General features: G+C 29.6%; 15 protein-coding genes and 1 tRNA gene. 13 read left to right on the top strand and 3 right to left on the bottom strand.

What is annotated here, in order from left to right:
• Positions 1-2 precede the first annotated feature (2 nt).
• From ABID14_RS01015 to ABID14_RS00985, 7 genes are all read left to right on the top strand, one after another.
• On the top strand, positions 3-1,556 hold the full coding sequence (locus ABID14_RS01015; protein ID WP_354366585.1) for a hypothetical protein: 1,554 nt from the start codon (positions 3-5) through the stop codon (positions 1,554-1,556).
• Complete coding sequence (locus ABID14_RS01010; RefSeq protein WP_354366584.1) at positions 1,556-1,786, top strand: hypothetical protein; 231 nt, start codon at positions 1,556-1,558, stop codon at positions 1,784-1,786. Before ABID14_RS01015 ends, ABID14_RS01010 begins: the two co-directional genes overlap by 1 nt.
• On the top strand, positions 1,783-1,938 hold the full coding sequence (locus ABID14_RS01005; protein ID WP_354366583.1) for a CD1375 family protein: 156 nt from the start codon (positions 1,783-1,785) through the stop codon (positions 1,936-1,938). Before ABID14_RS01010 ends, ABID14_RS01005 begins: the two co-directional genes overlap by 4 nt.
• Positions 1,939-2,005: 67 nt before the next feature.
• Positions 2,006-2,170, top strand: coding sequence for a CD1375 family protein (locus ABID14_RS01000; protein ID WP_354366582.1), 165 nt, complete (start codon positions 2,006-2,008; stop codon positions 2,168-2,170).
• Between the two features lie 72 nt (positions 2,171-2,242).
• Positions 2,243-2,587, top strand: coding sequence for a hypothetical protein (locus ABID14_RS00995; RefSeq protein ID WP_354366581.1), 345 nt, complete (start codon positions 2,243-2,245; stop codon positions 2,585-2,587).
• Positions 2,588-2,601: 14 nt separating this feature from the next.
• The gene (locus ABID14_RS00990; RefSeq protein WP_354366580.1) at positions 2,602-3,789 is read left to right on the top strand and encodes an N-acetylmuramoyl-L-alanine amidase; all 1,188 of its coding nucleotides are present in this window, start codon (positions 2,602-2,604) and stop codon (positions 3,787-3,789) included.
• Positions 3,790-3,894: 105 nt separating this feature from the next.
• Positions 3,895-4,134, top strand: coding sequence for a hypothetical protein (locus ABID14_RS00985; RefSeq protein ID WP_354366579.1), 240 nt, complete (start codon positions 3,895-3,897; stop codon positions 4,132-4,134).
• Between the two features lie 303 nt (positions 4,135-4,437).
• Here the strand turns inward: ABID14_RS00985 and ABID14_RS00980 are convergent.
• A tRNA-Trp gene (locus tag ABID14_RS00980) sits at positions 4,438-4,513 on the bottom strand.
• Positions 4,514-4,708: 195 nt separating this feature from the next.
• On the opposite strand from ABID14_RS00980, the gene ABID14_RS00975 reads away from it, so the two are divergent.
• From ABID14_RS00975 to ABID14_RS00960, 4 genes are all read left to right on the top strand, one after another.
• The gene (locus ABID14_RS00975) at positions 4,709-4,987 is read left to right on the top strand and encodes an autorepressor SdpR family transcription factor (protein ID WP_354366578.1); all 279 of its coding nucleotides are present in this window, start codon (positions 4,709-4,711) and stop codon (positions 4,985-4,987) included.
• Positions 4,977-5,606, top strand: a complete 630-nt coding sequence (locus tag ABID14_RS00970) for an SdpI family protein (RefSeq protein ID WP_354366577.1) — start codon at positions 4,977-4,979, stop codon at positions 5,604-5,606. The genes ABID14_RS00975 and ABID14_RS00970 overlap by 11 nt, the downstream gene beginning before the upstream one ends.
• A gap of 406 nt (positions 5,607-6,012) precedes the next feature.
• Positions 6,013-7,794 (top strand): thiamine pyrophosphate-dependent enzyme, encoded by a 1,782-nt coding sequence (locus ABID14_RS00965; RefSeq protein WP_354366576.1) that lies wholly within the window; start codon positions 6,013-6,015, stop codon positions 7,792-7,794.
• Between the two features lie 28 nt (positions 7,795-7,822).
• Positions 7,823-8,407 (top strand): indolepyruvate oxidoreductase subunit beta, encoded by a 585-nt coding sequence (locus ABID14_RS00960; protein ID WP_354366575.1) that lies wholly within the window; start codon positions 7,823-7,825, stop codon positions 8,405-8,407.
• A 202-nt stretch (positions 8,408-8,609) separates the two neighbouring features.
• Here ABID14_RS00960 and murC read toward each other — a convergent pair whose 3' ends face one another.
• Complete coding sequence (gene murC / locus ABID14_RS00955) at positions 8,610-10,007, bottom strand: UDP-N-acetylmuramate--L-alanine ligase (RefSeq protein ID WP_354366574.1); 1,398 nt, start codon at positions 10,005-10,007, stop codon at positions 8,610-8,612.
• A 203-nt stretch (positions 10,008-10,210) separates the two neighbouring features.
• On the opposite strand from murC, the gene spoVG reads away from it, so the two are divergent.
• Positions 10,211-10,537 (top strand): septation regulator SpoVG, encoded by a 327-nt coding sequence (spoVG, locus tag ABID14_RS00950; protein WP_354366573.1) that lies wholly within the window; start codon positions 10,211-10,213, stop codon positions 10,535-10,537.
• A 165-nt stretch (positions 10,538-10,702) separates the two neighbouring features.
• On the opposite strand, the gene alr is transcribed toward spoVG, so the two are convergent.
• Positions 10,703-11,863 carry an alanine racemase gene (gene alr, locus ABID14_RS00945; protein ID WP_354366572.1) on the bottom strand — a complete coding sequence of 387 codons (1,161 nt, stop codon included), beginning with the start codon at positions 11,861-11,863 and terminating at the stop codon, positions 10,703-10,705.
• Positions 11,864-12,004: 141 nt separating this feature from the next.
• Here alr and ABID14_RS00940 point away from each other — a divergent pair, with 141 nt between their 5' ends.
• On the top strand, positions 12,005-12,730 hold the full coding sequence (locus tag ABID14_RS00940) for a YebC/PmpR family DNA-binding transcriptional regulator (RefSeq protein WP_354366571.1): 726 nt from the start codon (positions 12,005-12,007) through the stop codon (positions 12,728-12,730).
• The last annotated feature ends 2 nt before the right edge of the window (positions 12,731-12,732 follow it).

Below are 12,732 nucleotides of genomic sequence, written 5' to 3'. Positions count from 1 at the left end.
AAATGCCTAATTATATTTGGCGGAAATTTTGGAAAGATAGTAATTATAGAACTGAGAAATCATGGGGTCCTGAACAAACTATTACTTTATATACAGCTAATATTAACCCAAGAGTAGATGTCAGTTGGCCTTTTGATGATACGAGTAAATACCAGGTAGTAAGTGTTGATTTTTTAGGGCATGAGAGTCGTAAAAGAGATGGGGAATGGGAAAACAATGCGGTTAATAAAGTCACTTACAGAGTTGCTACTACAGAAAGAGTTTTCTCCCACTATTCAAAAGGCTCTTACATTGAAGATGTAAAATCAACATCAAGAAATGCTTATCCTAACAATAATTACAGTGGCAGTTACTGGTATGTATATAAAGGTGTAGACAATCAAGCACCTACTATATCAGGCAGTAATTTAAATTTAGGCAGTAAAACAGAAGATTTTGATATTGAGTATATAGTATCTGATGCAGATAGTGACAAATGTACTGTAAGTATTACTGTAGATAATGTAAAAAAAGTTACTGATAAAAGTGTAACATTAAATGCAAAATACACTTATAAAATTAAAATATCTGATTTTACATTAGGTAAACACAATATAAAGATAACTGCTAAAGATAGCAAAGGTGCAACATCAAGTACAAGGACATATACTTTTACTAAATCTAATACTGCACCAACAATCGACGGTCAAGATAGTGATTTAGGTGGCAAAAGTACAGCATTTACTAAAGAATATAGAGTAACTGATAAAAATAACGATGACGTAAAAGTAACTGTAATTTTAAATGATACTGAGATTGCAACCGTATCATCTGCACAGGATAAAGACCTATCTTTTACTATCACAGATGAGCATTTAAAAAACTTTGAAATAGGCTCAACTCATACAATTACTATTAAAGCAGATGATGGCAAGGGTGGTGTGGCTTATAGACGATATACTTTTACTAAAATTAATCGCCCACCTATCATAAGCGACAGTGATGGAGATTTAGGAGCAAAAAAAGATACATTTACTCAAAAATTTAGTTTGACTGATGTAGAAAAAGATAAAATCTATTGTCGTGTTTATCTAGATAACAAAAAAATATACGAAAATTTAGAAGTAGAGGACAGTAAAGAATATAGTTACTCAATACCTCATGATGACTTTTTAAAACTTAAATATGGCAAACACACAATTAAAGTAGAAGCGTGGGACGATTTTTCAGTCGATAATAAACAGTATAGGGTTTATACGTTTGAGCGTGTATCAAACGGACTAGAAGTTGAAATCAAGATAAATGAGTTTGATGTAAAACCTGGTAAAGTTATAGCAGTACCACACGGGATTTTTGCAAGTGATGCGGTTATAACTGTAAAAGCTTGTAATAATTATAATGACACAAAGCCGACTTGGGAAGATATGAGTACTGAGAGTAAAGCGGCCAGAGCCTACGCTTTTAAAAATAGCACAAAAACTGCCGATAAATGGGCAATTGGTATTAAAATCATTGCAGAAAATGGCGAGAGTGATGTAAGCTCTGTATTAAGAGGTGTTAAAGGGGGTTATGAATAATGGGCGTTAAAATTTATAATGAGGCTGATTTAGAGACTATACAAAAATTAAAAGGGGCAGCAAATGCAGACAATAAACAAACTTTAGAATCTTTAGATACTATCGAGGGTGGAACAGCGGACATAGCTGAAGCTGTTGCAACAATTTATGAGGATGGTTTAAATCACAATAATAAAATGGAAGAGGTACTTGCAACTATCTACGAAGAAATATTAGGGGGTCAAGAATGATAGATTTATACGTTAGATTAGTAATAAATGGCAGAAGAACTTGTGATGAAAAGAATAAAAAGATAAAGCTTGTGCCAAAACATTTAAGAGAAGATGTTATAAATGCTCTTAAAGAAAAAGGTTATGATGGCAATGGAAATGAAATTAAATAAGGTATTGATAGGGTCTGCAATCGCAGGTCTATTTTTATACAAATTTTTAAATGGGGAGGTGGAAAGAATGTTAGATTTATACGTTGGATTAGTTTCAAGACAAAGAAGAACTTGTAATCCTGATAATAAAAAAGTTAGACAAGTACCTGGTATTTGGAGAGAGGCAGTACTTGAAGATTTAAAAGCACTAGGACTTGATGCTGATGGTATGCCTGTTGATATTGATGCTTAAATAAAAAATTATTGTTATAAGTGTGTGGGAGGTTAAATCCTCCCTTTTTTAATACTTAAAATGGGGTGACAAATGGAGTATAAGACAATAGAAGAACTTTACGCATCTTTAGGAATTGCAGGGGCAGTAGTTGTAGTTTTTTTAGGAATTTTTGTATATACAATAGTACAGAATGATAAACGTCGTAGTAGAGAAATGAAAGAAATTATAGAAAAACTAGGGAATCTGCAAATAAATGACACAAACTTTCAGAATGCTATGACTAATCTTGCTGATGCTGTAAAAGAGTTATCAACTACTAATCGTATAGTAGCTGATACTGTAAGTAAGCTTGATTATTATAACAAAGATTTTAATCGCAAATTAGACAAACATGATGATAAATGTGACAAGATATTAGATGCATTGAGAAAATAAGAGAGGAGGGTATCTTGTTAAAATTTGAATTTTTACCAGTACGAGGAAATAATTATTCTCGCATGGGTAGTAAAATTTTATATATAGTTATACATGATACGGGTAATAGAAATGCTGGTGCTACTGCTAGAAATCATAGAAATTATGTAGGTACAAACTCTAGAGGGGCATCTGCTCACTATTTTGTTGATGATACAGAAATATGTCAATTTATTGGTGATAGTAGATCTGCAGGAGCTGTTGGTGATGGTAAAGGAAAGTATGGCATTACAAATAGAAATAGTATAAGTGTAGAGATATGTATTAATTCAGATGGGGATTATAGCAAGACTTATTTTAATGCAGTGGAATTAGTAAAAACTTTGATGCTAAGATTTAACATAAAATCAGATAATGTTGTAAGACACTTTGATGCAAGTAGAAAAATCTGTCCAGGTCATATGTTTGGACGAAATTGGGAAAAGTGGAAACAGTTTAAAAGAGACATAGAAGAACCAAGAAGAATAAACATAAATCTTAATGGCACATCTGTAGCGACATCTATTAATCGTGGTTCGGCGGCGGCAAAACCTAAGCTTTTTAAAAAGTCAGATAATTATATGCATCACGGTTTATTTATTATAGAAACAACCGTAGATAAACTATACACTCAGTTTATTAATGGTAAAACTATTAGAGATACTGGAGCATATGGCATAAATGGAGTATTTTTTGATACAACAACTGCACCAGTAACAAGTGCTAATAGTATTTGTGCAATTGCAATTAACGGTGGTAAACCTATAGGACCAAATGCTGATAAAAATCATTATAAAAAAAATATCAAACGTGCTACTTTTATTTATGGGGAAAATAATATTACCATTGAAAGAATTAACAATATCAATGAAGTAAAAAGAAAGGTAGACTTTGCTGTTGGCGGTGTTGGACTTTATCCATCATTTGACCCTAAGTTAGAAAAGATACCAGCTGATATTTTAAGAAAAACTAATCATACTGGAGTCGCTTTTAAAGGTGATAAAGTATTTTTAATAAACTCAATTCCTATGACAATGGCAGAATTTAAAAATAGAGTTATTGAATTAGGAATAGACGGAGCTGTAGCTTTAGATGGTGGTGGAAGTACACAAATGTATTATAAAAATAATTTTGGTATTCACACAAGTAGAAAATTGCCATCTATTGTGGGAATTAAGGCATAGGAATACATTAGATAATAATAAAAATGAGATTTAGAGGGTATTTAGACAATAGTAGCTAAAGTGTTGTATTTAACAGTGTCATAGAGATTTTAAAGGAGTAAAATTGTGAAAAAAGAAGATTTAATCAGGAAATTAGGTAGTCGTAAATTTTGGGCTTGTGTGAGTGCAGTTATAATTGCATTAATTGCATTTTTTAATGCGAGTCCCGAAACAACGGAGCGTATAGTTGCACTTGTAAGTGCTGTTGGTGGATTATGTATTTATATGCTAAGCGAAGGTATAGCAGATAGTAAACCGACTGATGTTACTAACATAATAAAAACAGAAGATTATAAAGATGAGTAATTAATTTAAAAAAATTTACTTTTGACAAGGTAAATAAAAATCAATAATGTCTCATCAAAAGTAAAATTGTATTTTAATAATATTATAGCTTAAAATCAAAATGTACATTCCAGTATGAAATTGTATGAAATTCACACCGTAAATTGATGTATATTAATGCATGATAATGAATACTACAGAACATAACAGAATATAAATTTTAATAAAAAATAAAGTCGCTAATGGCTTAAAATCAACAAACTTTGATAAATAGCCAATCTAGCGACTTTTTATTTAAAATCATTAACTATAGATTTTAATCAATGGCAGGGGTAGCAGGACTCGAACCCACGACACCTGGTTTTGGAGACCAGTGTTCTACCAACTGAACTATACCCCTAAGACAACATATATCTTAACAAATATTTCATGGATTGTAAAGTTATTTTTACTATTTTTTAACGATTTGTATAAATTTTAAGTTTAAGAAGCTAACTATTTTAAAAAAATTCAAATTAGGTTTGACAATAACATAATTTTATCGTACAATCTATTTAGAAATTAATCTAAATAGATTAATAATCGAGGTGATGATTTGAGTTTAGAGAATACTTTTAAGGCACTTTCTGATGTAAATAGGCGTGAAATTCTAAGTTTATTAAAGAAAAATAGTATGACTGCAGGTGATTTAGCGTCTAAATTTGATATGTCTAATGCTACAATTAGTTATCATCTTCAAATATTAGTTGATGCTAACCTAATTACTTTTCGCAAAGAGAAAAACTATCGAATATATTCTCTTAACGCATCTATATTTGAAGAATTGATTAATTATATTTTAAGTTTTAAAAAGGAGGATTTTAATGAGAAATAAGAAATTTGTTATTATAAGTTTATGCATGATGTTAATTCCATTGGCTATAGGTTTATTCTATTTTGGTAAGTTGCCTGACTCTATACCCACGAACTTTGACCTACAAGGAAATGTAATATCCTATGAAACGAAGTTTAAAGCAATGTTTACCACTCCTATTGTTATGATTTTTGTACAGATGTTTTTAGTTTTTATGTTGAATAAAGATCCTAGAAAAAAGTTCCAATCTGATAAATTATATATTATATCTTTATTTATTATTCCTGTTATCACAACAATAACTACTTCTATTAGTATAATGTATACTTTTAATTCTAAAATAAATATAGCTAGAGTATTATCTATATTTATAGGATTTATGTTTATAATCACTGGTAATTTCTTGCCCAAGGCAAAAAGAAATTACACTATGGGAATAAGAACACCATGGACTCTAGATAGTGATTATGTTTGGGAAAAAACTCATAGACTTGGTGGTTATACTTTTGTAGTAGGTGGCATTCTGCTATTAATTGCTTCTTTATTATTAAAAACAGAGTCAAATATTATATTTTTTATTCTAATTTTTATACCAAGTATTATTCCACCAATATATTCATATTTTGTATCTAAAAACTAATGAATATATTTTATATTTTGATTATAAAATTATTTAACACCTGATTTTTAATAATTATCAACTAATAGTATTTTGTTCAGGTCAGATTGATATAAAAAAATAAATATTGAGAATATATTATATATAATATAGTACCATTCTCATCTGCTACCCCCTTCATCTGAAACGGATTTAGGGGGTTTTTATATGGATAAATATGTACTTGAAATAGAATTAGAAACTGTACAAACGATGACTTAGAATAGTAATGTAATCTTTTAAATTTTATTAATTATATTATATAAATATATTTAATTCTATAGATGAATTTATTAATAAAAGGTATAATAGAGATGTATAGTTTTATTAATTTATTAGATTAATGTATATTTATTAAGATTTTAACGAATTTAAAGGAGTGTTTATTTTGACAAAGAAAGAAGTTTTATCAGGCAATCAAGCGATTGCTAGGGGATTTTATGAAGCTGGAGGCCAAGTAGCTACAGCTTATCCCGGTTCTCCTACGGTAGAAATTATCGATAGCATGAGAAAATATGATGAAATATATTCTGAGTTTTCTACTAATGAGAAAGTAGCGTTAGAAGTAGGCATAGGAGCTACTTTTGGTGGTGTGAGATCTTTAGTTGCTATGAAGCATGTTGGGGTCAATATTTGTATGGATCCACTTATGACTTTTGTTCAATCTCCAATTGAATCTGGTTTTTTACTTATCACTGGGGATGATCCTGGAATGGCAAGTTCTCAAAATGAGCAAGATAATAGAATACTAGGAAAGTTTGCTAACATGGCTATATTTGATCCTAGTGATTCACAAGAAAGCAAGGATTATGTAAAGATAGCATTAGATTTGAGTGAAAAATATAATTGCCCAATGATGATGAGGATCACAAGTAGACTGTGTCATTCACGTTCATTAGTAGAACTTGAAGACAGAAAACAACATGATGGAAATCCATTTAAAGCTGATCCTACTAAATATTGCATGTTACCTCCACATACTTTTGCTCATCAATACAGCATGAAAGAGCGAATTGAGAATATAAGTGAGTGGTCTAACGATAGTTCAATAAATAAATTTAAAAATCATGATGGAGACACTTTAATTATCACATCTGGAATGGCATATAATAATTTTAAGGAAGTAGCGTCAAATATTTCAGTTTTGAAATTAGGAATGATTTATCCACTTCCTATTAAAAAAATAAAAGAAATTTCTAAAAACTTTGATAGAATTATTGTAATAGAAGAAATGATGCCTTTTATTGAAAATGAATTAAAAATTAATGGTATTTCTTGTGAAGGTAAAAAATATTTTTCTTTTACTGGAGAATTAATGGTAGAAGATATTGAAGATGGTTTAATTAAAGCTGGAGTGCTAACTAAAAGGACAATACCAGAAGTTGTTGAGGATGATACAACAGTTAGAGGACCTTTATTTTGTGCAGGATGTCCACATAGACCTGTTTTTGATATCTTAAAAAAAGCAAAAGTAACGGTTGTTGGTGATATTGGTTGTTATACTATGGGCTTATTATACCCCTTTGAAGTAATTAATATGAATATTTCTATGGGAGCGTCTGTAGGTATGATTAAGGGGCTAAGATTTGCACTTGATAAATTAAATGATGATAGACCTTTGGTGGGAGTAATTGGAGATGGTACATTCTTTCATAGTGGTTTACCTGGTTTTGCTAACTTACGCTATCAATTAAAGGGGAATGAGAAAATTACAATGATAGTGCTAGATAATGGTACTACAGCTATGACTGGTGGGCAGCCAACTGCAAGTTCTTATCAAAGAGATAATATAGGTCAAGATATATCAATTGATGATATTTTAAAAGATATGGGATATAAAGATATTGAAAGAATAGATCAGTTTAATTATAAAGAGGCTAAACAAAAAATTAATGACGCCATCAATAGAGAAGGAGTTTCTATTATAATTACGTCAAGACCATGCGCACTTAAATTTAAAATTAAAGAACCTAATTTCTATGTTGATCCAAAGGTGTGTATAGGCTGTAGGACTTGTATAAAAACCAATTGTCCACCTCTTAGGATGAAAAAATATAAAGGTATAGATAAAAAGAAATCCTCTATAGATCCAAAACAATGTGTAGGTTGTTCAATTTGTGCTCAGGTTTGCCCAGTTGGAGCTATTAAGAGAAGAAATATTAACAAATAGAAAATTAACCATAGTGAGGAGGTTTAATGTGGATACTAAAAATATACTTTTAGCAGGAGTAGGCGGGCAAGGATTAGTTCTTGCAACTCAAATCATTGCTGATGCAGCGAACTTTGATGGGATTGATGTCAAAACAAATGATGTTGTAGGTTTATCTCAAAGAGGAGGAAAAGTTTGGGGAAGTGCAAAACTTGGAAAAAAAGTTTATTCACCGAATATAAATCCAGGGGAAGGAGATTTATTAATAGCATTTGAAAAGCTTGAAGCAAAGCGATTTAGACATATATTAAAAAAACAAGACTCAAAAGTTATTATTAATGATTATGAAATGGCTCCTTCAAAAGTTCAACAAGAAGCTGAAGAATATGATGAAAATGTAATAGAAAAAATGCAAGAATTTGCCAATGAAGTAATAGTAGTTAATGCTACAGATGGAGCGGCAAAATTAGGTAATCCTCAAGTAGCTAATATTATAATGCTTGGAGTTGCTGCAAGATTTATTACAAATATATCTCATGATGCTTGGATTTCTGCTATAGAAAAAAATGTTCCTGAAAAATTTATTGATTTAAATATTGAAGCATTTGATAAAGCGTTAAATGATGAATTATAAAAACCTATTTTTATAGATTTAACTCTAAAACATATAATCTATAATTTATATTTTTATTTCATTTTGTCATGGTAATATATTTAAAATTAGTATCAAAATAACTAAATAAAAAAAGAATTGGACCTTCACTTTATCTAAATAGTGACTATAGAAGGTCCAATTGTTTTTTTATTTTATAATTTCATTGTGTATTTACAAGTTTTTATTTTTTATGATTATTAAAACGAAGGAGCAATTCTCCAATTTTATATACATCACCAGCTCCCATTGTCACAACAACGTCATCTTTTTTAAGATTTTCTTTTAGATATTCAACTATTTCTTCAAATGTTTCAATGTAATAAGCATTATCTTTATGTTCTTTTATCGCATTAATTAAAGTTTTGGAGTGGATATCTCCGTAGTCTTTTTCGCGAGCAGCATAAATATCAGTAATAATAATTACATCAGATTCATCAAATGATTTAGAGAAAGAGTCTAGCAACAATTTAGTTCTTGTATAAGTATGTGGTTGAAATACTGTAATTAAATTTCTTTTGCAAGACTTTTTTAGTGCATGAATTGCCGATTTAATTTCAGTAGGATGGTGGGCGTAATCATCCATTACCATTGCGCCATTAAAATCGCCTTTATACTCTAATCTTCTTTCAACACCTTTATAAGACTTTAAACCTGATATAATCTTTTCGATAGGTATATCATTAATATATGTGGCTGCTATGGCGGCCAGGGAATTTAAGATATTATGCCTTCCTAAAACAGATAATTTAGCACTGCTAATATTTTTGTCATTTAAGAAAATATCATAACTTGGGTAACCCTCTTCATCAAATGTAATATTCTTAGCCATTAAATTTGCATTATTTTTTATACCGAAAGTAAATACATTAGTATTATTTATAGGAAATAATTGAGAAATATTTTCGTCATCTGCATTTAAAATAGCATAATCATTATCACTTAAATTATCAATATAACCTTTAAAAGTACCAATAATATGTTCAATATTATCAAAAAAATCCAAATGATCTTCATCAATATTTAAAACTATTGCAGTAGTAGGAAAATATTTTAAAATATTTGCTTTATATTCACAAGCTTCTGTTAAAAAAAGCTCGTCTGAACCTATTTTTATATTTCCATCAATATCTTTGAGCTGTCCTCCTAACATTATAGTTGGATTTGAGTTTTCATCTTTAATAATTTCAGCAATCATGGAAGTGGTAGTTGTTTTGCCATGAGTACCTGAAACGGCTATTGAAGAGTCAAAGTTTTTCATTATAGCTCCTAAGAAAGAGGCTCTATCGACCAAATCAATTTTATCTTTTATAGCTTGCTTTAACTCCACATTGTCAAGGCTGATAGCATCAGTATAAATTACTAGATCCATATCTTTTATATTATTCCTATCATGACAAAAATATACAGTAGCTCCATTTTTTTGAAGTTTATCTGTGTTGATAGAATGATTCCTATCACTACCATAAACTTCATATCCCTTTGAAAGCATTAATTCAGCTAAAGCTGACATAGAGATACCACCAATACCAATAAAAAATACTTTTTTATAATCACTATTATCTATATCAAATTCAAACAATTTACTTCCTCCAATACTAATTTAATTATATCATAAAAGATTTCTACTTTATATTTATATGGGTATATTGTTGCGTAATATTTTTAAAAAATTTAAGAATATTAATGATAGTGATTGAAAATATCTACAATATTTAATATAAAATATTTATTTCGTATAATTTTTATGCTATAATATGGTAAAGAAAGAGATGGTGACAATATATGAACATCACGGATATTAGACTTCGTAAATTACCAACCGAAGGAAAATTAAAAGCCATAGTCTCAGTAACGTTTAATGATGAAATCGTTATTCACGACATTAAAATCATTGAAGGAAGTGATTCTCTATTTTTAGCCATGCCTAGCAGGAAGCTACCAAATGGAGAGTTTAGAGATATAGCACATCCTATTAATGCGGAAGCTAGAAAAGAATTAGAAGATGCGATTTTTGCAGAATATTATCAGGTCAAAGAAAAACTTAATTCTGAGGCTTTAGAAGACTCTGAAGAAATCGAAAATGATAACTCTAATGAAGAACATGCTTAAAGTATTTGCGAAAGACAAAACTACTTATGAGATATAAAAATCATAAGTAGTTTTGTTATTTCATATTAGTTTATATTTTAATAATAGATTAATTAAATTCATAAATAATCTGTATAGTTATTATTTAAATTCCATTTAATGCGATTTTAGTTTTATGAGAAGTTTTTAGATTACTTCAATCACTTTATTATCTTTATAATATAATCTAGGGAGTCTCTTATCAAAGTGAGTAATAAAAGATGTCTCACAATCTCCACTTAAATTACATATATCTCTAACGCTAATTTCTTCTCTGTCTTGTTTACCAATAATTACTGCTTCATCACCAATCTCACAATTAACGCCTGTAGCATCAACCATTAATTGATCCATGCAGATATAACCAATTTGAGGACATTTTATACCATTAATTAGTACATTTATCCTATCAGATAAAATACGAGGAAAACCATCAGCATATCCTATAGGAAGAGTTACAACTTTTGTTTTCTTACTAGTATAATATTTTCGTGAATATCCAACAGACTGACCATTTTCTACATATTTGACATTAGATATTTCGGCTTTTACACTAAGAATTGGTTCAAGCCCGTAAATTTGTGCACATTCTTTAGTATCGGTATAACCGTATTGAATTACACCTGGCCTGGCCATATCTAAGTCATATTCACGAGTATATAAAATAGCAGCTGAATTTGCAATATGTTTGAATTTGAAATGACAACCGTTAAAAATTAATGTATCTGTAAATTTTTTAAATTTAACAAATTGTTCTTTAGTAAAATTTTTATCAGAATCAGCGGCAGCGAAATGTGAAAAAATTCCTTCAATTTCTAGATTCTCAAGCTCAAAAATTTGTAAAATCTTATTTAAAGAATCTTCATTTGGAATAAATCCAATTCTGGACATTCCCGTATCTATAGATATATGTACTATAGCTTTTTTATTTAAAGATTTAGCAATTTTATCAAATTTCTCAGCTTGTTCTACAGTATAAATTGTAGACGCAATATCTTCTTTAATACTTTCCTCTATAAGATAATCAGGAGTATAGCCCAATTTTAAGATATGAATATTAGAGAATTCTTTTTTTAAAATCAATGCTTCTGAGAAAGTTGCTACGGCGAAATAACTTATTCCTAAATCAACAGCCTCTCTTACTAGAGGTATAGCTCCATGTTTATAACCGTCAGCTTTCACAACACTCATAATTTCAGTACCTGGAGTAAGTCTATTTTTTATAGAAACTATATTATTTCTAAATTTATTTAAGTCAACTTCTATCCAAGCAGGCCTACTATAAAAATTATTCATATTAATCATCATAACCCCTTCTTTTATGATATTATATCATATTTTAAAAATTCTTAACTTAAATGTTTTGACAGTGAACTAAAATAATATATACTATAAGTTAGAGTAAATAATGTTAATTATTGACAATTAGATATATGGAAAGGTGATATTATGGCAGGTCATTCTAAATGGAATAATATTAAAAATAAAAAAGGAAAAGAGGATGCCAAAAGAGGTAAAATTTTTACAAAATTAGCAAGACAAATTACGGTTGCTGCTAAAGAAGGAGGACTTGATCCTGAATATAATTCTTCTTTAAAAGTTGCAATTGATAAAGCTAAAGCGGAAAATATGCCTAATGATAATATAGAAAGAGCAATAAAAAAAGGAAGCGGCTCAGAAAGCTCAGATGCTTTTGAAGAAGTCATGTATGAAGGGTATGGTCCTAATGGTGTAGCTGTTATGGTAAGTTGTTTAACTGATAATAGGAATAGAACTGCACCTGAAATTAGACATTTATTTGATAAATATAATGGCAACTTAGGTCAACCTGGTTGTGTATCTTTTATGTTTGATCAAAAGGGAGTTTTGGGTGTTTTAAAAGATGGAATAGATGAAGATGAGTTTACTCTTGAGGTAATTGAATATGGAGCTGAAGATGTAAAAGATATGGGAGAGGGATTTGAAATTATAACATCTCCTGAAGATTATCATCAAGTTAGGAAATCACTCGAAGATGATGGATATACTTTTGTAGAATCTGATATCACATATCTTCCCCAAACCACAGTAGACCTTACAAGTGAAGATGATATTAAGAATATGGAAAAACTTATTGATGCTCTTGAAGATAACGATGATGTTCAAGATGTATATACTTCTTGGGAAAGGAATTAAAT

It is taken from the genome of Peptoniphilus olsenii (genome assembly GCF_040545475.1).
In the GTDB taxonomy this organism is placed as follows: domain Bacteria; phylum Bacillota; class Clostridia; order Tissierellales; family Peptoniphilaceae; genus Peptoniphilus_A; species Peptoniphilus_A olsenii.
The sequence above is the reverse complement of the archived record's forward strand: the minus strand, read 5'-3'. Positions and strand labels throughout refer to the sequence as shown.